Source organism: Holophagales bacterium (genome assembly GCA_016699405.1).
Classification (GTDB): Bacteria; Acidobacteriota; Thermoanaerobaculia; order Multivoradales; family JAGPDF01; genus JAAYLR01.
This window is the reverse complement of sequence record CP064972.1, coordinates 602,842-626,563: the sequence shown is the minus strand read 5'-3', so window position 1 is coordinate 626,563 and position 23,722 is coordinate 602,842. Positions and strand designations below refer to the sequence as shown.

The following is a 23,722-nucleotide window of genomic DNA, read 5'->3' as shown; positions in this document are numbered from 1 at the left end:
GCCGCATGTCTCTCCCGGGAGCGCCCGAGCTCTCGGTGGTGATCCCGGTCTACAACGAGGCGTCAGGGATCGCCGCCGTCGTCGCCGAGTGGGAGGCCGAGCTCGACCGGCTCGGTCTCGCAGCCGAGCTGCAGCTCTACGACGACGGCTCGCGTGACGGCAGTGGCGAGACGCTCGCCGCGCTCGCGGCGAGGAGCCACCGGCTCGTCGTGCGCACGCACGCCAATCGCGGGCACGGACCGACGATCTTGCGCGGCTATCGCGAGGCCCGCGGCAACTGGGTCGCCCAGGCCGACGGCGACGGCGAGATTCCGGCGGCGGCGTTCGTCTCCCTGTGGGAGGCCCGCCAGGGCGCCGACTTCGTCCTCGGGGTGCGGCAGTCGCGCCCGCAGAGCCCGAGCCGGCGGTTGCTCTCGCGCGGCGCACGCCTCGCCGCCCGAGCGCTCGCCGGCGCGCCGATCGCCGACGTCAACTGCCCCTTCCGCCTGGTTCGCGCTCCGGCACTGCACGAGCTGCTCGCGGCGATCCCCGAGGACGCCGCGGTACCGAATGTCCTGCTCGCCGCGCTCGCGGTGCGCCGCGGCCTGCGTTGGCGCGAGGTTCCGGTGCCGTTCGTCGGGCGGCGCTCCGGCGTCTCGTCGCTCGCTGCCGGCAAGCTCCTGCGCCTCGCCTTGCGGGCCGTGCGTGAAGTCGCCGGCGTGGCGCGGGGGCGCCGCCGATGAGCTCCGCGGGACGGATCCTCGTGCTCGGCGCCGGCCCGACCGGGCTCGGCGCGGCCTATCGCCTCGCCGAGCTCGGGCATCGCGAGCTGCTGCTCTGCGAGGCGCGCGACGAGCCCGGCGGCCTCGCGGCGAGCGCCGTCGACGCCGCGGGCTTCACCTGGGACGTCGGCGGTCACGTCCAGTTCAGTCACTACGCCTACTACGACGCCGTCCTCGACCGCGCGCTCGGCGACGGTTGGCTGCACCACGAGCGGCGCGCCGGCGTCTGGCTCGACGGCGAGCTGGTGCCCTACCCGCTGCAGCACAACCTCCATCTGCTCGCCCCCGCGGCGCGCGACCGCGCGCTCGCCGGGCTCGAGGAGGCGGCAGCGTCTCCTCCGTCCCACCCACCCTCGAGCTTCGACGCCTGGGTGCTCGCCCACTTCGGCTCGGGTCTCGCCGATCTCTTCTTCGTTCCCTACAACGAGAAGGTCTGGGGCTACCCGCTCGGTGCGCTCGGCTGCTCGTGGGTGGGTGAACGCGTCGCGCTGCCGGACCTGGCGGCCCTGCGACGCGAGATCGCGGATCCGAGCCGAGCCCGCATCGCCCGCGCCGACTGGGGGCCGAACCGGACCTTTCGCTTTCCGGCACGCGGCGGTACCGGGGCGATCTGGCGCGGCGTCGCCGCTCTCCTGCCGGCCGCCACCCTGCGCTTCGGAGCCCGGGCCGCTCGCGTCGAGCTGGGACGTCGACGGCTCGTCCTGGCAAGCGGCGAGCGACTCGACTACGACACCCTGATCTCGACGCTGCCGCTCGACACCCTCGCCGCCCTCTGCGACGCTCCGCCTGCGGCGCTGGCGGAGGCTGGCGCCCGGTTGCTCCACAGCAGTGTCCACGTCGTCGGCGTCGGCCTCTGCGGCCGCCTCCCCGATCGACTGGCCCGCCTCGGCTGGATGTACTTTCCCGGAGCGGAGAGTCCGTACTACCGCGTCACCGTCTTCTCGAACTACTCGCCGGCGCACGTGCCGCCAGGCGGCGGCCACTGGTCGCTGATGGCCGAGGTGTGCGAGAGCCCGCGACGCCCGGTCGACGTCCGCGCGCTCGCCGAGCGCGTCGTCGCGTCGCTGCGGCGCGACGGGCTCGTCGAGCCGGGCCACGAGGTGGTCAGTCTCTGGCACCGGCGCGAGGAGCACGGCTATCCGACGCCGTTTCTCGGCCGCGACGCCGTCGTCGACCCGGCGCTCGACGCGCTCGCGAGCTGCGGGGTCTATTCGCGCGGGCGCTTCGGCGCCTGGAAATACGAGGTCTCGAACCAGGACCACAGTTTCATGCAGGGGGTCGAGCTCGCCGAGCGGCTGCTCGTCGGCGGCGAGGAGCCGACGCTCCAAGATCCGGCGAAGGTCAACCGCGGCGTCTATCTCGTCGACGACGCGAGGCTCGCGAGCTCGGCCTCGAGCCGCGGCAGCGGCAGAGCATAGAGCTTGCCGCCATCGCGGTCGGCGAGCAGGAGCCGGCCCCCGGTGCGGTCGACCGCCAGACCCTCCGGTCGCTTCCACAGCAGGTTGTCGTCGCGATCACGCGGTTCGAGGGTCGCGACGACCTCGCCGGCCGCAGTGAAGACGACGAGGCGATGCCCGCCGGGGTCGGTGGCGAGGACGAACGGGCCGAGCTCGGCGAGCCCGGGCCGGCCGACCGCCGGCACGCCCTCCCAGCCGGGAAACGGCCAAGCGGCCGTGACCCGACCGTCGCGCAGCCGGACCACCCGGCGCCCGGTCGCGTCGGCGACGAGCAAGTCCGCCGCTCCGGCGGCGAGCGCCTCCGGGGCGAACTCGAGAGGCACACACGCCCCGCGCGGCTCGAGACGCGCCGTCAGGAAGCAGATTCGCGATCCCGCCGCATCGCTCAGCGCGAAGCCGTCGCCCTGCCGCACCAGGCCGGTCGGCCGCGCCCCCTGCTGTCCCTCTGCCTCGCCCCAGCGGGCGAGCTCGCGCCCGGCGGCGTCGAAGAGACGAGCGAGCCCGGTCTCGGCGTCGACGACCGCGGCGGTGCCGCCCTCCCCGGGAGCGATCGCCGCCGCGCTCACTCCGCCCTTGACCGCGTCGGCCGCGAGCGGCCGGAGCGCCCGATCGAAGCGCAGCAGCTCGTGGGTCAGCAGGTCGCCGACCAGGACGCGGCCGGCGGCATCCGCGGCCACCGCAACGGGAGCGGCTCCGTTCTCGCGCGGCCGGTCGGTCGCCGGATCGCGCCAGATCTCGAGCGGCAGGACGGGCACGGCAAGCGTCGGTAGCGGTCCGCGCGCGGCGCCGGCGCGGCGGACGAGCAGGCGCATCTCCTGGCGCAGCGGCCAGTGTGGCCCGACCTCGACCCCGGGGAGGCGGCGGGTGAGCCAGTAGCTCCAGGCCGCTTGCCAGCCCTCGCGGGTGGCGAGACGCGACGGCTCGCGGTAGCCCTCGACCGGCCACCAGAGTTGCAGCAGCTCGAGCTCCTCGAAGTCGCGGGCGACGAGCGGCCAGGCCTTGCGGCTCGCGTCGGGAGAGAGGAGGAGCAGGTCGACGCCGGCGAGATCGGCCGCGGCAACCTCGTGGGTCAGGTAGCGGTGGTCGGTGTCGCGCAGGTACCAGAGCAGCGGCCAGCTCGTCGCACCGTCGTGGGCGACGACCACGCGCTCTCCCGGCCCCTTGGTCGCCGCACGCGCGGCGATGGCGTCGGCGACCCGGTGCAGGTCCGGCGTGCCGTGGGCGTAGACCAGCATCTCGGTGGCGAGATCGGCGTCGCGATAGAGCAGGCGCGCACTGGCGGCTGCCGTGGCGAGCGCGGCGAGGGCGACCGCGCCGATCAGGGCGGCACGCCACACCACCCGCTCTCGCCACGCCGCGAAAGCGCGCGCCAGTCCCCAGCCGCCGGTGAGCAGCCAGGGCAGGACGATGTGCACCGTCAGCCACGGCATGCGCTCTCCGGCCAGCGAGTAGAGGACGAGCCCGGCGCCGCTCCACCAGAGCAGGAAGGCGAGCCAGGCGCGCCGCATCGCGAAGGCGCCCGCGTCGTTCGGCGCGGTCGGCGGCAGGTCGGCCGCGGGCACCGCGGCGCCGCCGCGCCGGCCAAGTCGCCGCCACGCCTGGGGCACGGCGAGCAGGGCCGCACCGAGCGGCAGGAGCTCGTAGAGGACGACCAGCAGCAGGTAGTAGTAGACCGGTTGCGAGCCGCGCTGAACGCCGTGCTGGGCGAGCCAATAGCCGAGGCTGCCGACGAAACCGCTCACCAACCCGCGAGGTGCGTTGCTTCCCAGGGTGGTGAAGAGCAACGCGAGGGCCGACCAGAAGCCGAGCGCCAGTCCCGTCAGGGTGGAGGCAGAGAGCCCCGGAGCCGGCCCCTCGTCCTGGGGGCGACCCCGGCTCCGCCCGCGGGCGAGGAGCAGCCCGACGGCGAGCGCGACGAGTGCCAGGCTGCCGCTGGTGACGAGCGCCCGGCCCGGTGCCGCGGGATCGTCGAATGCCACGGTCGACCAGCCGAAGGGGAGATGGAGGAGCGCGCCGAAGAAGGGTGCGACGAGCACCGCGTTGACGAGCGCCACGTTGCCTGCCGCCCCGCCGACGAACGGCTCGCCGCCGCGCCGTGCGCGCACGACGGCGAGGGTGAGGAAGAAGAGGCCGATCGTCGCGCCGAAAAGGAAGGCGACCTCCTTGGCGGCGAAGGCGATCCCCATCCCGAGCACCATCCAGCCGAGGTCGGCTCGCCGCCGCGACGCGAGATAGCGGAACGCGCCGAGGCTCCAGAGCAGACAGGCAAAGGCGACGTACGACTCGTTGCGCATGTAGCGGCTGTAGAAAGCGAGCGAGGGCGAGAGCGCAGCGAGCGTCGCGGCGAGGAACGCGCCTCGCCGCCCGAGCAGCGGTCGGAAGGCGAGGAGCAGGAGCACGGCGCCGATGCCGGCCACCGCGGCGGTCAACCGCGCGGTGGTGTCGCTCGCCCCGACGAGACGGAAGACCAGGGCGTTGAGGTGGAACTGCAGCGGCCCGTGCATCATCGGGTCGTGCTGGTAGATGCCGCGCGTGGCGAGCTGGTAGGAGTAGAAGCCGTGCAGGCTCTCGTCGTGGCTGAAGGCCCGGTCGCCGAGCCCGAGCAGCCGGCTCGCGGCCACCGCCAGGGCGAGGAGCGTCCAGAGCCAACGTTCGCGCCGGCTCATCGCGTCGCCCCGTCGACGCGCAGCAGGAGCACGCCGTCCTGGTCGACCACCGTCGTGAGCCCCGCAGAGAGCTCGGCCTCGCGCTCCGGCGTCAGGCCGTAGCGCCGTCGCTCCTCCGGGCCGAGCAGGACGTAGCGGACCCGCCAGCGGTCGAGCAGGAGCGCGAGGCGATCGCCGTGGGCCTCACGGTAGATCTCCTCGACGATCTCCGCGCGGTTCCCCGCGAGCTCGCGCCAGCGACTGCCGCGCCACTGCAGCTCGTGCCCGGTCCAGCCGAGCAGCGTCGGTCTCCCGGTGGCCGTGGCGACGAGCGAGCTCGCCACCCGGTAGCTCTCGCCCGCGGCGGCAAGGACCCGCTCCCCGGGCCGCGACGACGTCGCGAGGAGGCGGATCGCCGCGAGCTCGCCGGGTGCGCTCCGCGGCAGGTCGTCGAGGGCGTCGAAGCTCCAGGCCGGGGTCACCGGTCCGAGCCGGGTGACGAGCGCGGCCGGAAGGTACGGCAGGCCGAGCGCGAGGCCGATGCAGGCCACCGCGGCGGGCGTCCATCGCCGCTCGGTGAGCGCCGTGGCCGCCGCGTGACTCGCCGCCAGGGCGAGGAGCGCCCAGGCCTGCAGGCCGAGCTTGAACACCGTGTTCAGCCGGGCGGCGAACGCATCGTGGACGAAGAGGAGCTCGGGGGCGAGGAGCAGGGCGAGTCCGAACGCGGCCAGGCCGACCGCCGGACGCCGTCCCGCCGGCAGCTCTCGCGCCAGCAGCAGCACGAGGGCGAGGCCCAGACCGGCGGCGAGCCATGGGGCCGCCGCCGGCGGGGTCAGCCATTCGGTCGAGATCTTCCGCTGCGTCGCCAGCGCCGCGACGACGAGCCAGGTCGCGAGCGCGGCGACCGGCAGGAGAAGCGCGAGCGCGGTGCGCCGGCGCGAGAGCTGTGCCGCCCGCGCCGCGAGTGCGAGACCGATCGCCAACGCCGGCACGAACGTTCCGGCCACCTGGACGAGCTCGACGAGCGAGGTCGGATTCGCGAGATTGACCAGGAGGCCGTGGACCTGCGTCGCCGCCTGGGTTCGCCACGGCAGGAAGGGCAGGAGTCCGAGTCCCCAGAGGAGCGCGCCGCGCGCCGCGCCCTCGAGGCGCGCGCGCCCCGTCGCAACTCCCGTCGCGAGCGCTCCTCCGCCGGCGAGCAGCAGGCCGAGTCCCGGCAGTTGCCACGGGTCGAGCGCGAGGAACGCCCCGCTCCCGAGAGCGATCGCCCCCGAGCGCCACCCGTCGCGCCCAACGGATGTCGAGCCGCCGGCGAGCCAGGGTGTGAGCACGAGGGCGACGAGCAGGAGCCAGAACGGCATCGCCAGCAGGTGCGCATGCAAGTCGCCGACGAGGTAGCTGAAGGCGGGGAACTCGGTGATCGCTTCGATCGGCGCGCCGCGCGCGTCGCGGTCGACGATCGCCCGGCTCGGTGCCCACCACCAGAGGCCCTGCGCGCCATCGCCGCCGCGGAGCGGGCTGCCGGTCACGGTCCAGGTCGCGAGGTTGCCGACCAGCGCGAGGCTCGCCGCGGCGAGCAGGCCGGCGGCGACCTCCCGCTTCGCTCCCCGGTCGCCGAGCGCGGTCCGGAAGAGCCCGCGCCCGAGGCCGTATGCCGAGAGCAGCAGGAGGCCGAGCCAGGCCGCCTGCGCCAGGTTGTACGCCCGCGCCGTGGGGCTGCCGGCGAGACGCGCGAGCATCAGCACCATCCAGTGCCCCAGGTCGTGGTAGGCGAGCGGCTCGCCGGCGAGCCAAGGATCCTCGGGCGGGAAGCCGACGCCCTCGGCGACCGCGTTGAGCAGCATCAGGTCGGTCGGCTGCTCGGTGTGGCGGATCGCCGGCGACCAGGCACGCACGGTACCCCAACCGAGCAGCGCGACGACCAGCAGCGCCTCGCCGGCGAGCCAGGCGCGCCGGTCGCCGCCGAGATCGCGCAGCCACGCGGCGAGTCGCAGGCGACCCGCCGTGCCGAGCGCCGGCGACCAGGCGAGGAGCGCCACCGCGGCCAGCGCGGCGACCGCGCTCGCCGGTCCGCGACCGAGCAGGCCCAGGGCGTTGCCGAACCAGAGGACGAGCCCGCCGGCGAGCAGGCCGAGCGGACGCGCGAGCGACACGCCGCGGTCGGGCCAGGGTGCGAGCAGGCGCGCGGCGAGCGGCGCGGCGGCGGCACCGAAGGCGGCGAGCGCCAGCCACCAGGCGGCGAGCTCGGCGAGCAGCGGGAGGAGGTGGGACACCGTGACGGATGCTCGCCTCGCGACCGCTCCCGGTCAAGCGGCGGGTCGGTGGCGTTAACCGCGGGGGGAGTCCGACCGTGGTTACGGTCAGGAGGACCATCCATGAACGATCTCGCTCCCGTGCTCGCCTTCATCACCCTCTTCCTGGTGGTCGGCTGGGTGATCAAGTCGCTTTCGGTCCAGCACACCACGCGGGCAGCGCTCGCGGCCCAGACCGAGCTGCACACCAAGCTGCTCGAGCGTTTCGGCTCGACGCAAGAGCTCCGTGCCTACCTCGAGAGCGAGGCGGGCAAGAAGATGCTCGACCTGCGGCTCTTCCAGCGCGTCGAGCCCTACGCTCGCCTGCTCTCGGCGGTGCGCACGGGCATCCTGGTGATCGCCGCCGGAATCGGCCTGCTGACCATCACCGGGATGGTGCCAGGCGCCGCGCGCGACGGCTTCGACGTGCTCGGCACCCTGGCCTTGGTGCTCGGTGCCGGCTTCCTGGTCTCGGCCGGAGTCTCCTACCTGCTCGCCAAGCGGCTCGGGCTCCTCGACGCGGCGCCCCGGGGAGAGGGGCGCGAGTAGGCTCTGCTGCGCCGTGATGCCCCTGACCGAGCGACTTTCCGACGCCGCGGCCCGAGCGCTGCGGTCTGCGGCTGGCGCAGACCCCGAGCTCGGGCGCGAGGCGCCCGCGTCCGTTGCGCGGAGACGGTCTCGTCCTCCGGACGCAGGATCCTCGTCCGTCGCGGCGAGCGATGCGGCGGCCACCTTCGACGCCTTCTACGCCGAAGTCGCTCGCCCGCTCTGGGGCTATCTGCGCGCCCTCGCGGGCGACGCGGCCACCGCCGACGACCTGCTCCAGGAGAGCTTCCTGCGACTGCTCACCGCGCGCGGCGCGCCGACCGATCCGCCCGAGCGCCGCCGTTACCTCTTCCGCATCGCCGCCCACCTCCTGGCGGACCGCGGACGTCGAGGCCGGCTCGCCGAGCGCCACCGGACGAGCGCAGGCCAGGCGCCGCCGCCCCCCGCGCCCACGGTGGCGTTCGATCCCGATCTCGAGCGCGCCCTGGCCGAGCTCTCGCCCCGCGAACGGCAGCTCCTCTGGCTCGCCCACGTCGAAGAGGCGAGTCACCCCGAGATCGCCGCCCTCGCCGGGCTGCGCCCGGGCAGCGTCAAGGTGTTGCTCTTCCGCGCCCGGCGCCGGCTGGGTGCGCTGCTCCGCGCTCGCGGCCTCGCTCCGAAGGGAGACGGACCATGACCGAGTCGACCTGTCCCCACGCTGCCGCCGTCCTTGCCGTCGCGCGCCGTCGGCAGGGTCCGAATGATCCGGAAGCCGAGCTCTCCGGCCATCTGGCGGACTGCGCCTCCTGTCGTGAGCTCCTCGCCGTGGATTCGGTGCTGCGCGACGCCGCGGCGGCTCTCGCTCCGGAGCTCCCCGCGCCCGCGCTCCTGCGCCTTCGCGCCGAACGGCGGCGCGCCGAGATCGCCCGCGCCCGGGCGCTCGCGCCGCTGCGGATCTGGAAGGCCACGGCCGCCCTCGCGCTCGCGGGGACCCTCGTCTGGCTGGGAGGTGCCCTCGCTCCGGTGACCCGCCTCTTCGCCCCGGAGGCCGCGGTGGCGCTTCGCGAGGTCGGTGCGTCCGGTGCCGGCGGCGCCAGTGGCGCCCGTCTCGCGCTCTTCGCGCTGCTGGCGCTCGGAGCGCTCGCTGGCCTCTGGCTGAACGCGGTGGAAGGGGAGGAGTAGCCCGCGGCCGGGCGGTCAGCGGCGACCGAGCAGGTCGATCGCCGTGGCGACGAAGAGCCCGGCCGAGAGCAGGCCGTTGGCGGTGAAGAACGCCGCGTTCAGCCGCGAAAGGTCGCCGGGCCGCACGATGGCGTGCTGGTAGGCGAGAAGTCCGGCGCACCCCGCGACGCCGACCCAGTAGGCGACGCCGAGGCCGGGCGGATAGACGAACGGCAGGGCGGCGAGCAGACCGAGGGTCGCCAGGTGCAGGGCGCCGGAGACCGCGAGCGAGCCGACGACGCCGAGGCGTGCCGGGATCGAATGCAGTCCCGCTCGGCGGTCGAACTCGAGGTCCTGGAGCGCATAGAGCACGTCGAAGCCGCCGACCCAGAGGAGCACCGCTCCGGCGAGGACGAACGGCGCCGTGGCGACCTCGCCGCGCACGGCGATCCATGCCCCGAGCGGCGCCCCGGCGAGGGCCAGGCCGAGCACGAGGTGGGCGAGCGCGGTGAAGCGCTTGGTGTAGGAGTAGCCGAGCAGGACGAGGAGCGCCACCGGCGCGAGCGCCAGGCAGAGCGGATTGAGCCGCCAGGCGGCGACGAGCAGCAGCGCCACCGACGCGACGACGAAGAGCGCCACGAAGCGCGGCGTCACCAGCCCTGCGGGCAACGCCCGCGTCGCCGTGCGCGGGTTCGCCGCGTCGATCTCGCGGTCAACCAGCCGGTTCCACCCCATCGCCGCGCTCCGCGCCCCGACCATCGCGGCGACGATCCAGCCGACCGTCCGCCACGCCGGCCACCCCTCCGCGGCGAGCATCATCCCCATCAGCGCGAACGGCAGCGCAAAGAGCGTGTGCTCGAACTTGATCATCTCGAGGACGACCTTGAGCTGGTGGGGGGCGCCGTGGCCGTTCATCGGGGTGATCCTATCCGGCTGCGCCGCGGGATCGTGGCCGGCTCCGCGAAGGCGGAACGGACCTCGCGGGTCGTCGGCAGGGAGTGGTCGGTCAACGATCGCCCAACAGCTCCTCGACGGCGATTCGCAAGTTGCCCATGGGCTCCGGCGAGACCGTCCACACCGCATCGAGGTCCACGCCCATGTCGTCGTGGATCAGAATGTCGCGCCGCCCGGCGATTCGCCTCCAAGGGACCTCGGGCCGCCGGCTTCGCGTCTCCTCGGAAGGGTCGGTCGCCTCCGCGACGCGCGCGCGCCGCGCGAGCGGGCGGGGTGCGGACCCACAGAGGGTCACCCGAAGAGCCCGCTCAGGGATCCCGCTCCAGCCGTGCTGAGCCGCTCGCCGGCTCGGCTCTCCCCTCAGCGCCGCACGAACTGCTCGGCGTAGTACTTCGCCGTCAGCTTCTCGCCGGTCGCTTTCTCGATCATGTCGTTCCACGGCAGCGTCATGCCGGGCTTGAAGACTCTCTCCTGCAGGTAGGCGCCGACCTCGGGGCGGCCGACGAAGCTCTGACCGTAGACGTCGGCGACCTTGAGCACGTCGCGGCCGATGGTGTGCGCGAGCTGCGAGGCGAGGAGCTGGCCGAGCAGGTAGTTGTGGTAGTAGGCCGGATAGAGGGCGACGTGGATCTTGGCGGCCCAGTCCGGCGCCTTGCGCCCGGCCGGGCGCGTCAGCAGCTGGTAGCGCTCGACGAGGTCCCACCAGAGGCTGTCGAGGTCCTGCTCGGGGTTCTCGTACATCGCCTTCTCGAAGCGGAACATCACCTGCGACCAGCGGCTGAAGGTGAGCTGCTCGAGCCGCTGCGAGGCGCTGACCGCGGCGGCGACCTTCGCGCGCTCGGCGGCCGAGATGCCGACCATCTCCTGCATCCAGGCCGGGTTGGACGCCATGCGGCCGAACAGATTGGCCATCGCCTCGGTGGTGAAGGTGTGGGCGGCGTCGCGCAGCAGCCAGGGCAGCGCCGGGTCGTTGAACTTCGAGTAGACGCCGTGACCGGCCTCGTGGAGCAGCGTGTCCATCCACTCGGCGGTCGGCTTCAGGCTGCAGAGGATGCGCACGTCGCCGGCGCGGTCGATGTCGGTCGAGAAGGCGTGCTGGTACTTGCCCGGCTTCTCGAAGAGGTCGCTGCGGGCGAGGATGTCGTCGATCGGCAGGCCGATCCCGGCGAAGTAGCGCCGCGCGAGGTCGACGAGGTCCTTGCCCGCGAAGATGCCGTCGAGGTCGACCGGGTAGATCGCCGGCCCGGTCTGGAAGAAGCGGTCCTGGTAGTGCCAGGGACGGAGCGCTTCGCGGGCGATCCCCAGGCGCTTGGCGAGGAAGGTGTCGATCTCCTGCTTGGCCGCCGCGAACTCCTGGGCGGTCAGCACGTCGAGCTCGTCGAAGAGCTTCTCGATCGCCGCCGGATCCTGCTCGGAGAGCGCGAGCTGCATGACCTGGAAGTTGCGGAAGCCGAGGGCCTTCGCCGCCTGGTTGCGCAGCTTCACCAGCTCGACGATGGCGGGCGCGACCTGGGCGCCGACCTCCTTGCTCGCCTTCCAGGCCGTCTCGAGCCGGGCCGGGTCGGTCGACTCGCGCAGGATGGTGTTGAGGTCGTTGTCGCTCGCCGGCTTGCCGTCGACGGTGGCGCGGAAGGTGTTGAAGGTCTGCTCGATCGCCGTCTGGCGCTTCACCAACTCGGCGAGCGTCGCCTCCGGGAGCTGGTTGCCGAGAAAGCCCAGGTAGAGGATCTCGAGCTGGCGTGCGAGGAGCGGATCCTCGATCCCCGCCCCGTCGCGCCAGGCCTTGAGCCGCGCGAAGGTCGCCGGATCGGCGTAGAGCTTGCGCAGCTCGAGCTGCAGCGCCGCGGAGCGCGCGTAGTCCTCCTCCTTGCCGCTCACCGAAGACTCGAAGCCGGCGAGGGCGGTGTCGCGGCTGAGCGGAATGAGCTTCCCCTCGAACCCGGCGAGGAAGGCACGGAACTCGGTCTGCGGATCAGGAGCCACGGGGGTGTCCCCCTGCACCGGCGCGCCCGCACAGCAGAGCGCGACGGCCGCGGCGATCGTCGTGGCGGTCAGGAATCGGTGGGTCATCGGCGTCTCCCATGGACGCCGGAAATCCTACGCCGCGGAGCCTGCTCGTGCCCATCGCCACCCCTCGCGGCGGCGCACCGGCGGGGTGCGGCGGCCGCGGCCCGGCTCAGACGAAGAGCTGCGCCACCGCTGCCGAGAAGCCCGGCAGCCGCGGCGAGCTCAGAGTGTCCCCGGCCTCGGCCGCGAGCTCGGCGACGCGGCGGTAGTGATCGGCGGCCTCGGCGCCCTCGGCGGCCTCCCGGCGGTAGACCTTCACCGTCTCGAGCTCGGGGTCGACGACCCAGTACTCGCTCACCCCGAAGTGGTCGTAGAGGTCGCGCTTGACGATCTCGTCGCGGCGCCGGCTGCCCTCGGAGAGGATCTCGACCACGAGGTCCGGCGCGCCACGGACGTTCTCCTCGGTCAGGCGGTCGAGGTGCTCGCGGGCGAGGAAGAGCAGGTCGGGCTCGACGACGGTCGAGTCGGAAAGGACGACGTCGAAGGGCGCGACGAAGAGCTGACCGGCGTCGGCCGCCCGCGCCCAGGTCGCGAGCAGCAGGGTGAGATTGACCGAGACGACCTGGTGCTTCGTGCGCGGGGATGGGGTCACGACATGCTCTCCGTCGAGGAGCTCGTGCCGCTGGCCATCCTCCGGGAAGCGGAGGAAGTCCGCGTAGGTCAGCTTCGCGGTCCCGGCGGGCAAGGGCATCGTCATCACCCCCTACAGACGGAGATCCCGGTCGCGATCTCGCACCGTGACCGGCTCGCGACCTCGTCCGGACGAGTCTACGCGAGCGCCACGCCTGCAAAGCGAGAATCTGCGGCTTGCGGCCCCATCGTTGCCCCGCAGGCGCGGGCGGTCGTTCCCGGAGCCGGCGGGATCCGTTCCGGCGGCCTCCCGGGCCCGAAGGGCCGCGAGACCGCCGAGTCGAGGTCACCATGGCGGGTTTCCCGCGGCAATGACGAGGACCCCGGTGAGAAGACACTCATCGCCCGCGCATCGCCGGGCTCCGGAGGAGGTCCCATGTCCCGTCTCGTCGTGCTCGCTACGCTGCTCGCCCTTGCCCTGCCGCAGGGTCTCCACGCCGTCTGGGGCGAGGTCGATCCCGGCTTCGGCGCCAACGGTTGGCTGCAGATGTCCTGGTCGGGCGTCTTCGGCCCGGTTCCCACCGCGCTCAACACGGACACCCAGGACCGCGTCATCACCGCGGTCGACACCGGCAGCTCGACGGTGAAGTTCCTGCGCACGTTCGACAACGGAGCGGTCGACACGAGCTTCGGCTTTCTCGGCGGGGTCAGCATCACCGTCCCGGGGGCCTCCGACGCGCGGATCGTCCGGCTGCTGCCGAGCGTCGGCGACCGCCTCATCGCGATCGGCGACGCCGAGCTCACCGACGGACACTGGATCGTCGTGTTCCTGCTGCAGGAGGACGGCTCGCTGGTGGAGGAAGAGTTCGGCGTCGACGGCTTCGTCTTCACCCGCGGCGGGCTCACCAACGTCGAGGCGTTCGCCGCGGATGCCGAGGTGAATGGCGGCGGCGAGCTGCTGGAGATCGTCGGCTGGGCCGACCACGCGATCTTCGGGGTCGAGCTCGGCCTGCGGGTGATCCTCGACCTCGACGCCGGAGGCGAGCTCGAGTCGACCACCACCTCCTCCATTCCGACCAGCTCCGAGCGCTGGCTCCGCATCGCCGGAGCCGGCACCGGCGCGCCCTGCCACAGCATCCTCGCCGAGCGCGACGGCACCGTCCGGCTCTTCGGCTACACCACGGGCCTCTCGCCGGTCTGCGGGACGCCCGCCTTCTCCCTCCCGCTCTCGCTGCCGGCGGCCCCCGCCGCGACCCTCCGAGCCGCGAGCCTCGCGGTCGCGCCGGGAGGGGATCACGTGGCCGCGCTGTGGGTGGAGAGCGGCCTGCTGACCAAGCCGACCGCCTTCTTCCGGACCGCCGGGAAGTCGGCGGCGCTGCGACCGACCTGGGGCAACAACGGCATCGCCTACGTCGACACGGCGAGCCCCGGCTGGATCGGGTACCGCTCGTCGCGACTGGTGATCGATTGGTGGACCGGCGACGTCTTCTCGATCGGCGAAGACCTGGGGACGGGCGGGCTTTTCGGGACGGTGCACCGGGTGCGCGCCACGCGGCTGGCGGGAGCGAACGGTGCGCTCGACCCGACGGTTCCGGTGACGGGCGTGACCAGCCCCGAAACCAACCGGCACCATCAGGTGCGGGACGTGGCGTTCCTCGTCGGCTCGGCACGCCCGGTCGCCGCGGTGAGCAGCCATCTGACCGACGGCTTCGACGTGCCCAAGGCCTGGCTCGTCGCCTTCCAGAGCGGCGGCAACCTCCTCTCCGACGGCTTCGAGAGCGGTTCCATCGAATCCTGGAACTCCGCTACGCCCTGACCTGCCCGGCTCACCGAGCCGCAGGCGCCCGCGCCAGCGCGAGCTCGCGCTCGATGGCGCGGGCCCCGCCGGCGCCGAGGCCGGCCTCGCGGGCCGCCTCGAGCGCCAGGCGCGCGGGGGCGAGAGCGCGATCGACTGCCTCGCCCCGCCGCACACGGTCGCGGGCCTCTAGCGCCGCGAGAAGAGCCCGGGCGCGCGCGGCCTCGCGTGTCCCTTCGAGGACGGGGAGACCGCGCGCGAGCGTTCTTCGGGCGCGTGCCAGCGCCGCATCGGGCGACTCCCCGCGGTCCAGGCGCCACCCCGCCTCGATCGCCCACCCTTCCGCCAGTTCGGGCCAGCCGGCGATCCGGCTGGCCTCGAGCTCGAAGCCGCGGGCGTAGGCCCGCTCGGCGGCCGCGAGGTGATCGAGCGGAGAGCGGCCCGCGGCGCGATCGACCTCGGCGGCTCGCAGCAGCGACCAGCCGAGGCCGAAGTGGGAGCTCGCCCACTCCGGGGCGAGCTCGAGGGTCCGCGCCGCCACCCGCAGCGCATCGCGCGCGCTCTCGCCGACCGGCCGACCGTCCCGCAGGCGGCACTGCGTGAGGCCGTCGAGCGCCAGAGCGACGTTGCGCGGCAGCGAGGGCTCGGTGGCGGCGAGCGCCCGGGGCTGGTGCGCAGCCGCCTCGGCGAACGGCGTCTCGCAGTCTCCGCCCGCGTCCAGGCGCTCCATCGCCAACAGGATCGAAGCGAAGAGCGGTTGTTCGAGCTGGAAGTAGACGTGGTCCGGGAAGCGCTGGCCGCCCTCACGCAACGCCTCGACCAGGGCGACGATCTGCGCCTCGCGATCGGGCGCCCCGCGGGAGACGGCGGTCCCCGCGGCGATGCCGAGCGCCTGGCAGTATCGCGCCCAGGCCACCGGGCTGCCGGGCTCGTCCGCGGCGAGCCGTCGCCGGTCCTCGAGCAGTCCCGGGAGATGCTCCGTGTCGCCGCCCGCCTCGAGGCGGCGCTCGACGGCCGTCTGGCGCACGGCGGCCCGGAAGCTCCTCGCCGTGGAGTCGGCGGGATCGCGCTCGAGCAGGCCGCTCAGCTCGGCGACGGCGCGCCGCGCGACCGCGTCGACCACCGTCAGATCGCTCTGGTGTTGCATCTCGAGCAGCACGACCGCCGCCCGCAAGGCGGCGGCCCGGCTCGACCAGGGGGCCACCTCCGCCGCGCCCTCACAGGCCGCGCGCGCGACCCCGGCAGCCGGGGAGGCTCCGCGGTAGAGCGTGCGCTGCTCGACGAGGGCCTCTTCGAAGGCGGCACGGCAGAGCTCGAGCCAGCCCGCCGGACTGCTGCGTGCGATCTCCACCGCCGCGTTCGCGGCCAGGCGCGCGGCCGTATAGCGCTTGGCGGCGCCGGCGTAGTCGCCCTGGCGGTCGAGATCGGTCGCGGCCGCGCGATGGAGCCGGGCGGCGGTCAGGTGGGCCGGCCAGACCGTCGGACGGGACGCCAGCAACCGGCCCACCGCGGCGAGCCCGTCGTCGACGCGGCCCTCGTAGGTCGCCAGCAGCGACTCGATCTGGTCGCGCTCGGAGGCATCCCCGGCCGCGGCGAGCATCGCCAGGCTCTCCTGCCGCAGCTGCTCGGTGGCCGGCGAAGGTCCCGCGGCGCGGCCCGCGACCAGGCGTTCGCGCTCCCGCGCCTCGGCGAAGAGCTGGCCGTAGACGAGACCCCGCGACCAGGCGAGCGCGCCGTCGCGCTGCCCGGCATCCCAGGCGGCGTCGAGGTGCCGGCGAGCCCGGTCGAGATCGCCGAGCGCGAAGGCGGCGCGACCGACGGCGAGGTCGGCGATCGGACGTGCCACCGCGGAGAGCCGTGGAATCTGCCGACCGAGCTCGTCGACCTGGCGTCCGAGCTGTTCGCGCACCGGGGCCAGGTTGCGCCGCGGGCCGAGCTCCTCGATCGCCATGCGCCAGCCGATCTCCTCGGCCTGCCGGATGAGTTGCTGGGTCTCGGCTGCCGCGCGGGCGCTGGCGAGACGCTCGCGGACCACCAGGGAGATCGCGGCGAGCACCAGGACCGCCGCGGCGCTGGCGAGTGCCGCGAGCGCCCGGCGGCGCCGTCGCCGTTGCGGCACCGCGCGCAGCTCGCGGAGCCGCGAGACGGCCTCCTCTGCGCTCGGCCGACGCGACGCGATCGTGCTCTGGAGGCTCGCGAGGAGCTCCCGCGGCTCGCGACCGAGGGCCAGAGGAGCGTCGGTCTCGCCGCGCTGCACCCGGGCGAGCAGCTCCCCGTAGGCAAGGTCCCGCGGGTAGGCGGGCCGTCCGACGAGCAGCTCCTGGAGGATCAGGCCGAGGGAGAAGAGATCGCTGGCCGGCCCCACGACCTCGCCCCGCGCCTGTTCGGGGCTCATGTAGGTGAGCGTGCCGACGATCGGTCGGGTGCTCGCGCTCTCGCCGGGGGCCGACGCCCCGGTCGAGCTGCCGGCGGCACTCTGCGGCGCCAGCGTGGCGATGCCGAAGTCGAGGATCTTCACGCCGCCGGCCGGGGTGACGAGGATGTTGTCGGGCTTCAGATCGCGATGGACGATGCCACGGCCGTGCGCGAAGGCGAGCGCCGCGGCGATCTCCTCGACGACGCGCAGGCGGGAGGCGAGGTCGCGTCCCGCCGCGGCCCAGCGCCCGAGCGGCACGCCGTCGATCAGCTCGAGGATCAGGAAGTCGCACTCCGGCGCCTCGACGAGCTCGTAGACGCGGCAGATCGAGGGGTGCTCGGTGCCGCCGAGGAGCCGCGCCTCGTGGCGAAAGCGGGCCGTGCTGTCGGCGGTGGGAAACCGCACCGCCTTGACCGCCACCGCCCGCTCGAGCCGGGTGTCGAAACCGCGGTAGACGGTGCCCATCCCGCCTTCCCCAATCACCGCGTCGAGGCGGATCGCGCCGACCTGCCGGCCGACCAGGGCGATCCCGCGATCCCCCTCGATCCGCGCGGCGAGCTGGCGCAGGAACTCCTCTCCGAGAGCGCCCCCGGTGCCGAGCAGGCCCGCGTCCGAGGTCGCGGGCTCGGCCAGCAGGGCCTCGAGCTCGGCGTGCAGTCGCGGCTCGTCCCCGGCGGTGCGGTCGAGGAACGCCCGACGCTCGGCAGGCTCGAGCTCGGCCGCGCGGTGCAACACCTCGGCGAGAACCTGCCCGGCCGCGCGGCTCATGCCGGTCCGCCGGAATCGACCGCGGGCCGCAGCTCGCGCGCCACGAAGCGCCGGGCCGCCTCCCAGTCCCGCTGCACCGTGCGCAGCGAAACGCCCAGCGCGGCAGCGGTCTCCTTCTCTCCGAGGCCCAGAAAATGGCGGCACTCCACGACGCGGGCAAGGCGGGGCTCCAGCGCCTCGAGCCGCGTCAGGGCGCGCTCGAGGTCGAGCAGCGCTTCGGGCTCGCCGGCATAGGCCGGCGTCGCCGCGTCGAGCGCGCCGATCTCGACCTCGCCGCCGCGCTTGACGCGCGCCCGGCTACGGGCGTGATCGATCAGCACGAAGCGCATCGCCCTCGCCGCCACGGCGAGGAAATGCCCCCCGCTCTCGAACTCCGGAGTCGTCGCGTCCGCCAGCCTCATCCAGGCCTCGTGCACCAGTGCGGTGGTCTCGAGCGTCGAGCCGGGCATGACGCGATGCCGCTGTCCGCGGGCGATCCGCCGCAACTCCTCGTAGACCAGGGTGACGACCTGGTCGAAGGCGTCGCGGTCGCCGTCGGAGGCGCGGTCGAGAAGCGCGGTCAGCGCGGGCTGCGGCATAGGAGGAGCCGCCCGGAGTCTAGCCTGGAATCGCACCGCCATCCCGCGAGCGGTGCGAACGCCAGGCCGGGCAGGGACCGCAGCTTGAGTCACCGTGCGCTCGGCGCTCTCATGCCGGCACTTCTCCCCGGACGTGTCCCTGGAGGTCGCGCCATGCGCCGAGGTGCCGTCGTTCCGCGTCGCGCTGCTCTCGTCGCGCTGCTCACGCTGCTCGGCCAGGCGGCACCGGGGCGCGGCGGGGACCCGATTCCCGACGTCGACGTCATCCTCGAGCAGCTCCTCGGCGTCGTCGACGGTGGCCGCCTCGTGATCGCCGTCGAGGGAGCGGAATTCGACGAGATCGTCCTCTCCGGTGCCCGCCGGAGGGCTGGACGATGACCCGCGACGGCGCCGACCTCCGCCTCGCCGGCCCCGCGCGCACGACGCCGACGAAGCTGCGTCCGCGACCGGACACCCAGTCGAGGAGCTCTCCTATCGCGTGGCGCGCGGCGGGGCCGAAGGCGAGCCCGACCCCGACGTCCCGGCGCCGGTGGACCTCCTCGTCGCGGTCTCTCCTGGCTCGTCGCTCAGGAGCAGCCACGACACGTGGACCCTCGCCTCGCCGCTCTGCCCCTGCGCGACGCCCTCGACCGGCGAGCCGTGAGGATTCCGTCGGTCCCGCCCGACGGGGCGGGGCGTTGCGCGACGGCCGGGTCCATGCTGGACGGGTCTTTCACGGCAGCGAACAAAGCCGCTCCCGGCAGCGGGTGACCGGCGTCACGCGGGCCCGGCCCGGCGATCCAGCGCCGACTCCGATCGCGCCGGCGACCGCTTTCGACGGAGGTGGATCGTGTCGAGAACCCTGACCACGGCCGCACTGCTCGGCGCCGCGACGATCGCGGCCGGCTGGACCGCGAGCCGCGGCGAGACGCCGCCGATCTGGAACGCGAGCGAGCCGCCGCCCTGGGCGGAGCACGGTCTCGACCGCGCACCCGAGGACCTCGCCCTCGAGCCGGAGCTGCCCACGGCGGTGGGGATGATCCCCGACATCGGTGCCTTCCTCAGCCACTGCCCCACCCTGGATCCCGCCTACGGACAGATCCGCAGCGATTTCGAGATCCGCCGCAACGGCTTCCTGGTGGGCTCGGTCTCCTGCTCCGAGCCCGTCTCGGCGATGACCGCGGTCGAGTACAGCGACCCGCTCATCGTGCTGCAGGGACTCCGGGTCATGTACTACATGGACCGCGGGCTCTCCGGTCACCTGCCCTGGACCCCGGGCACCCTCTACCAATGGGTGAAGTCGAAGATCGGCGGCATCGACATCCGCGACGGGAGCGGCGCCTACTGCTGCACGACCTACGGCAGCCGTCTCTTCATGGTCGTCGGCACGCAGGACGACTTCAACCGGATGTTCGACAAGTCCTGGCGGGGGATCGCCGGCAACATCGACCTCTACGCCCACGAGGCGCGCCACGTCGACGGCTTCCCCCACGTCTCCTGCTGCGGGATCAACGGCGGCTGCGACCAGCAGTACCAGGAGGCGAATCCGTCGCCGTACGGAATCCAGTACCAGCTCAATCGCCTCTGGCTCGACGGCGGCATCAACGTCGGCTTCGCCTGTCTGGCTCAGCCGGAGCGGCAGGAGACCGTCAACTGGCATGCGGGCGCGGTGTCGAGCTTCCGTCGGCGGTTCTGCACGAGCCTGCCGCCGGTCGTCTCCCTCCCCGCCCAGCCCGGAGGCGTCTGCCCGGCCACCGCAACCTGCACCCCCGACGCCACCACCCTCTGCATCGACGGCCGCTACCGCGTCCGCGTCAATTTCAGCACGACCCAGGGTGGCGGGATCTCCGGGGCGGGGCGCGCCATCCGACTCGACAGCCTGGGCGTGACCAAGGGCGGACTCTTCTGGTTCTTCGGCGCCGACAACCCCGAGCTGCTGGTCAAGGTGCTCAACGGCTGCGGGCTCGACGGCTACCGCTGGGTCTACTTCTCGGCGGGGACCAACGTCGGCTTCGTGCTGACCGTGGTCGACACGCAGAACGGGGCGACGCGCACCTACAGCAACCCCGACCGAACCCCGGCCGAACCGCTGCAGGACGTCGCCGCGTTGCCCTGCAACTGAAGCGCGACCACGGGACGCTCGCGCACCGGCGGCAGGCCCGGCCGCGCGAGGAGCGGCGCGGTCAGTTGCAGGTCGCCGCGACCGTCCCGACGGCACCGGGCTGGCCGGCCAGTCCCGGCGAGCTGCCACCCGGGCCGGCTGCGCCGCCGCTGCCTCCGACGAAGGTGTTCGCGCTCTGCGTGAGCGCGGCGCCCGCGGTGGTCAGGATGCCGCAGACCCGACCGCCGGCTCCGCCCCCGCCGCCGCCGGAGTGGCCGCCGCGTCCGCCTGCGCCGCCCGGAGCGCCGGCGAGGGTGTCCGGGCTCGCCAGACCGCCCGGCCCGCCACCGCCGCCCGGCTGCCCGGCCCCGCCCGCGCCTCCGGCGCCGCCACTCCCGCCTGCGCCGCGAGTGAACGAGCTCTCGGTGACGATCACCGAGCCGCCCACGGCGACGATCCCGAAGCTTCCGCCACCGCCGCCGCCACCGCCGCCGGCCTGCGGCGCCCGGCAGCCGCCCGCGCCACCGCCACCGCCTCCCGGTCCGCGGTCGTCGGTGTCCGTGTCGCAACCTCCGGCTCCACCCCCGCCACCGCCCCCATTGCCATGAAGCCCGAGGCCACCGGCGCCGCCGCCGTTGCCGACCCAGACACCGGCGACGAAGGAGCCGCCGAGCGCCGCCCCGGTTCCGCCAGGACCGTTGAACGCCAGCCCGGGGTCGCCGTGATCCGGGGCGAGGGAGGCGCAGATGCCGCCGCCGGCGCCGCCGCCGGTCGCGCCGTCGGCGCTGTTAGCGCCATGGAGCCCCGGCGTCGGATCGCAGTCGTCACACGTCCCACCGATCCCGCCGCACGACGTGTCCATGCTGCCGCCACGGCCGCCGGCGCCGCCGCCGGTCGCGCCCGAACAGCTCGGATTCGTGGCGCCCGGCCCTCCGGCGGGCCGGTAGGTGTTGCAGATGAAGGTCTGCTCCAGTCCGTTCTCGCCGCCTCCACCGACACCGGCCGGGGTCGGGCTCGCCGCCGTGCCGACGCTGCCGACGGCGCCCGCGGCGCCGTCGCCCTGGATGAAGGTGATCCGGCGCAGCGTCACCGCGGCGTTCTGGGCGAACACCACGTGGCTGCTGCGTCCGGCGGTGCCGTTCGCCGTGCCCACGGCGTTGGGACCTTCCAGCTGGAGGTCGGCCATCTGGACGGTCACGCCCGATGCCCGCACCGCGAGGTAGAGCATGGTGGCGCCGTGGAATCCGCCGATGACGCGCACCAAGTGCCCGGGTGTGTTGCGATCGGCGCGCACCCAGCCGGCGTCGTAGCCGCCCCAGACGCCGACGCCGGTCGGCAGGTCGAACGCCCCGGCGTAGAGGCCGGCGCGCAGGTAGAGGTGGTCGCGCGCCGGGTCGGCCGCCACCACGCCGAGGGCGTGCGCGATCGTCGCGCAGGGCGCGTTCATCTCGCACTGCCCGTCGTCGATCCCCCCGGGGGCGACGAAGGCGGCCCGCGCCTTCGTGCCGTCGATCCCGTCGCAGTCGGCGTCGACGAAGCCCGCGTCGGGATCGTCGACCGCCCCGGGGTGGATCGCCGCGCTGGCGTCGTTGCAGTCGAGCGCGTTGGCGACGTAGCCCGCCGGCTGGGTGCAGGCGAGCGTCGTCTGTGCCATGTCCCCGTAACTGTCGTTGTCGAAGTCGCGGTACCAGGTCAGGGCGTCGATCGCGTTGTCGTCGATCACGAGGTCGCAGTCGTCGTCGCCGCCGTTGCAGAGCTCGGGCGCGCCGGGATGGACGTCGGCGTCCTGGTCGTCGCAATCGGTGTCGTCGACCACGTACCCGGACGGCTGCGCACAGCCGAGGCGCGGCGCGAACGGATTGCCGAACAGGTCGCTGTCGACGTCGGCGTGCCAGAGCGCGGGCTCGTTGCCGCCGAGGCAGAGGCAGGTCTCCCCCACCCAGGACGAGCAGACGCCGCTCTCGAAGCCGTCGGCGAAGAGAAGGTTCTCCGGGCCCAGCCCCGCGGTCGTGTCGTCCGCCCGGCCGATCCCTCCCGTCGCCAGGAGCAGCATGCCGAGGAGCGCGCCGCGCCCAGCGCGGCGGGAGCGCGCTGCACCGGTGTGCCCACAGGAGATGGAACGACACGCCCTTGTCCGATCGCTCGGCATCGGCCTCTCCTCCACGGACTTTCCAGCGATGAAGTGCACCGATTCTCCACGGACGCAGGCCGCGCCGCAACCCTCGTCAACCGACCCGATCGCTCCGGTTTCCCCCGATCGCTGCTATCTTGCCGCCTCGGACGGACCACGGATTCGGCGCCCTCGGCCCGGAGGTGAAGCATGGAGTCGTTGGAGAGAGTGCTCGCGACCGTGAGCGACTGGGTCTGGGGCGTGCCGCTCCTGGCGCTGCTCTTCGGCACGCACATCTTCCTCACCTTCCGGCTGCGGCTGCCGCAGCGTTACATCTTCCACGCCATCCGCATCTCCTTCTCGCGGCAGAAGGAGGGAGCCGGCGACGTCTCGCAGTTCGGGGCGCTGACCACGGCGCTCGCCGCGACGATCGGCACCGGCAACATCGTCGGCGTCGCCACGGCGATCGCCGCCGGCGGCCCCGGCGCGGTGCTCTGGATGTGGCTGACCGGCGTCTTCGGCATCGCCACCAAGTACTCCGAGGCGGTCCTCGCGGTGAAGTACCGCATCACCACCCATCGCGGCACGATGGCCGGCGGGCCGATGTACGTGCTCGAGCGCGGCCTGAAGATGAAGTGGCTCGGCGTGATCTTCGCCGCGCTCACCGCGGTCGCCGCCTTCGGCATCGGCTGCATGGTGCAGGCCAACTCGATCTCCTCGCTGCTGCACGAGACGTTCGCGATCTCGCCCTGGTGGAGCGGCGGCGCGATGACCGTGCTCACCGCGGTCGTCATCCTCGGCGGCATCCGCTCGATCGCCCGGGTTTGCGAAGTGCTCGTCCCCTTCATGGCCGGTTTCTACATCCTCGGGTGCCTGGTGCTGCTCTTCATGCACTGGGAGACGCTCCCCTCGACCGTCCGCCTCATCGTCTCCTCCGCCTTCACCGGGCAGGCCGCCGTCGGCGGCTTCCTCGGCGCCGGGATCCGCGAGGCGATGCGCTACGGCATCGCGCGCGGGCTCTTCTCCAACGAGTCGGGGCTCGGCTCGGCGCCGATCGTCGCCGCCGCGGCGCAGACTCCCAATCCGGTGCGCCAGGCGCTCGTCTCCTCGACCGGCACCTTCTGGGACACGGTGGTGGTCTGCGCGATGACCGGCCTGGTCCTCGTCAACTCGGGCGAGTGGCAGAACGGCCTCAAGGGCGCCGCACTCACCAAGGCGGCCTTCTCCGACATCCCGTGGGTCGGCCCGACGGTCCTCTCGGTGGGCCTGCTGACCTTCGTCTTCTCCACCATCCTCGGCTGGTCGTACTACGGCGAGAAGGCGGCCGAGTACCTCTTCGGCGAAGGCGCCATCCTCCCCTACCGGGTCGCCTGGGTGATCGCGGTGATGGTCGGCTCGGTGGCGACGCTCTCGGCGGTCTGGACCTTCGCCGACATCGCCAACGGCCTCATGGCAGTGCCGAACCTCGTCTCGCTCCTCGCGCTCTCCGGCGTGCTGGTCGCCGAGACGCGCGAGCACCTCTGGGAGGCGGGGAGGCGGTAGCG

18 protein-coding genes are annotated in these 23,722 nt (G+C 73.6%); 9 read left to right on the top strand and 9 right to left on the bottom strand.

Annotation, left to right across the window (positions count from 1 at the left end):
- Positions 1 to 5 precede the first annotated feature (5 nt).
- Both IPJ17_02630 and IPJ17_02625 read left to right on the top strand, forming a co-directional pair.
- On the top strand, positions 6 to 722 hold the full coding sequence (locus IPJ17_02630; GenBank protein ID QQR74507.1) for a glycosyltransferase family 2 protein: 717 nt from the start codon (positions 6 to 8) through the stop codon (positions 720 to 722).
- Positions 719 to 2,179, top strand: coding sequence for an FAD-dependent oxidoreductase (locus IPJ17_02625; protein QQR74506.1), 1,461 nt, complete (start codon positions 719 to 721; stop codon positions 2,177 to 2,179). The genes IPJ17_02630 and IPJ17_02625 overlap by 4 nt, the downstream gene beginning before the upstream one ends.
- On the opposite strand, the gene IPJ17_02620 is transcribed toward IPJ17_02625, so the two are convergent.
- A complete protein-coding gene (locus IPJ17_02620; GenBank protein QQR74505.1) occupies positions 2,116 to 4,884 on the bottom strand; it encodes a TIGR03663 family protein in 2,769 nt (922 codons plus the stop codon). The two genes, IPJ17_02625 and IPJ17_02620, sit on opposite strands and share 64 nt — an antisense overlap.
- Entirely contained in the window at positions 4,881 to 7,136 is a 2,256-nt protein-coding gene (locus tag IPJ17_02615; protein ID QQR74504.1) for a hypothetical protein, read from the bottom strand. Before IPJ17_02615 ends, IPJ17_02620 begins: the two co-directional genes overlap by 4 nt.
- 102 nt (positions 7,137 to 7,238) lie before the next feature.
- Here IPJ17_02615 and IPJ17_02610 point away from each other — a divergent pair, with 102 nt between their 5' ends.
- The 3 genes from IPJ17_02610 to IPJ17_02600 are packed head-to-tail and all read left to right on the top strand — an operon-like array spanning position 7,239 to position 8,861.
- Positions 7,239 to 7,703, top strand: coding sequence for a hypothetical protein (locus IPJ17_02610; protein QQR74503.1), 465 nt, complete (start codon positions 7,239 to 7,241; stop codon positions 7,701 to 7,703).
- A gap of 13 nt (positions 7,704 to 7,716) precedes the next feature.
- Positions 7,717 to 8,376, top strand: a complete 660-nt coding sequence (locus IPJ17_02605; protein ID QQR74502.1) for a sigma-70 family RNA polymerase sigma factor — start codon at positions 7,717 to 7,719, stop codon at positions 8,374 to 8,376.
- Positions 8,373 to 8,861: a hypothetical protein gene (locus IPJ17_02600; GenBank protein ID QQR74501.1), complete on the top strand. Its 489-nt coding sequence runs from the start codon at positions 8,373 to 8,375 to the stop codon at positions 8,859 to 8,861. Before IPJ17_02605 ends, IPJ17_02600 begins: the two co-directional genes overlap by 4 nt.
- 15 nt (positions 8,862 to 8,876) lie before the next feature.
- On the opposite strand, the gene IPJ17_02595 is transcribed toward IPJ17_02600, so the two are convergent.
- From IPJ17_02595 to IPJ17_02580, 4 genes are all read right to left on the bottom strand, one after another.
- Positions 8,877 to 9,755 (bottom strand): UbiA family prenyltransferase, encoded by an 879-nt coding sequence (locus IPJ17_02595; protein QQR74500.1) that lies wholly within the window; start codon positions 9,753 to 9,755, stop codon positions 8,877 to 8,879.
- Positions 9,756 to 9,846: 91 nt separating this feature from the next.
- Positions 9,847 to 10,089 (bottom strand): DUF86 domain-containing protein, encoded by a 243-nt coding sequence (locus tag IPJ17_02590; protein QQR74499.1) that lies wholly within the window; start codon positions 10,087 to 10,089, stop codon positions 9,847 to 9,849.
- Positions 10,090 to 10,154: 65 nt separating this feature from the next.
- Positions 10,155 to 11,864: a M2 family metallopeptidase gene (locus tag IPJ17_02585; GenBank protein ID QQR74498.1), complete on the bottom strand. Its 1,710-nt coding sequence runs from the start codon at positions 11,862 to 11,864 to the stop codon at positions 10,155 to 10,157.
- Positions 11,865 to 11,970: 106 nt separating this feature from the next.
- Entirely contained in the window at positions 11,971 to 12,558 is a 588-nt protein-coding gene (locus tag IPJ17_02580; GenBank protein ID QQR74497.1) for a Uma2 family endonuclease, read from the bottom strand.
- 309 nt (positions 12,559 to 12,867) lie between these two features.
- Between IPJ17_02580 and IPJ17_02575 the strand changes: the two genes are divergently transcribed.
- Positions 12,868 to 14,247 (top strand): hypothetical protein, encoded by a 1,380-nt coding sequence (locus tag IPJ17_02575; GenBank protein QQR74496.1) that lies wholly within the window; start codon positions 12,868 to 12,870, stop codon positions 14,245 to 14,247.
- A 10-nt stretch (positions 14,248 to 14,257) separates the two neighbouring features.
- Here IPJ17_02575 and IPJ17_02570 read toward each other — a convergent pair whose 3' ends face one another.
- Positions 14,258 to 17,410 (bottom strand): serine/threonine protein kinase, encoded by a 3,153-nt coding sequence (locus tag IPJ17_02570; protein ID QQR74495.1) that lies wholly within the window; start codon positions 17,408 to 17,410, stop codon positions 14,258 to 14,260.
- Positions 17,407 to 17,988 carry a sigma-70 family RNA polymerase sigma factor gene (locus IPJ17_02565; GenBank protein ID QQR74494.1) on the bottom strand — a complete coding sequence of 194 codons (582 nt, stop codon included), beginning with the start codon at positions 17,986 to 17,988 and terminating at the stop codon, positions 17,407 to 17,409. The genes IPJ17_02570 and IPJ17_02565 overlap by 4 nt, the downstream gene beginning before the upstream one ends.
- A gap of 153 nt (positions 17,989 to 18,141) precedes the next feature.
- Here IPJ17_02565 and IPJ17_02560 point away from each other — a divergent pair, with 153 nt between their 5' ends.
- Both IPJ17_02560 and IPJ17_02555 read left to right on the top strand, forming a co-directional pair.
- Positions 18,142 to 18,366, top strand: coding sequence for a hypothetical protein (locus IPJ17_02560; protein ID QQR74493.1), 225 nt, complete (start codon positions 18,142 to 18,144; stop codon positions 18,364 to 18,366).
- Between the two features lie 451 nt (positions 18,367 to 18,817).
- Positions 18,818 to 20,089, top strand: a complete 1,272-nt coding sequence (locus IPJ17_02555) for a hypothetical protein (GenBank protein QQR74492.1) — start codon at positions 18,818 to 18,820, stop codon at positions 20,087 to 20,089.
- A gap of 61 nt (positions 20,090 to 20,150) precedes the next feature.
- On the opposite strand, the gene IPJ17_02550 is transcribed toward IPJ17_02555, so the two are convergent.
- Entirely contained in the window at positions 20,151 to 22,217 is a 2,067-nt protein-coding gene (locus IPJ17_02550; protein QQR74491.1) for a putative metal-binding motif-containing protein, read from the bottom strand.
- A gap of 171 nt (positions 22,218 to 22,388) precedes the next feature.
- Between IPJ17_02550 and IPJ17_02545 the strand changes: the two genes are divergently transcribed.
- Entirely contained in the window at positions 22,389 to 23,720 is a 1,332-nt protein-coding gene (locus tag IPJ17_02545) for a sodium:alanine symporter family protein (GenBank protein QQR74490.1), read from the top strand.
- Positions 23,721 to 23,722: the final 2 nt, after the last annotated feature.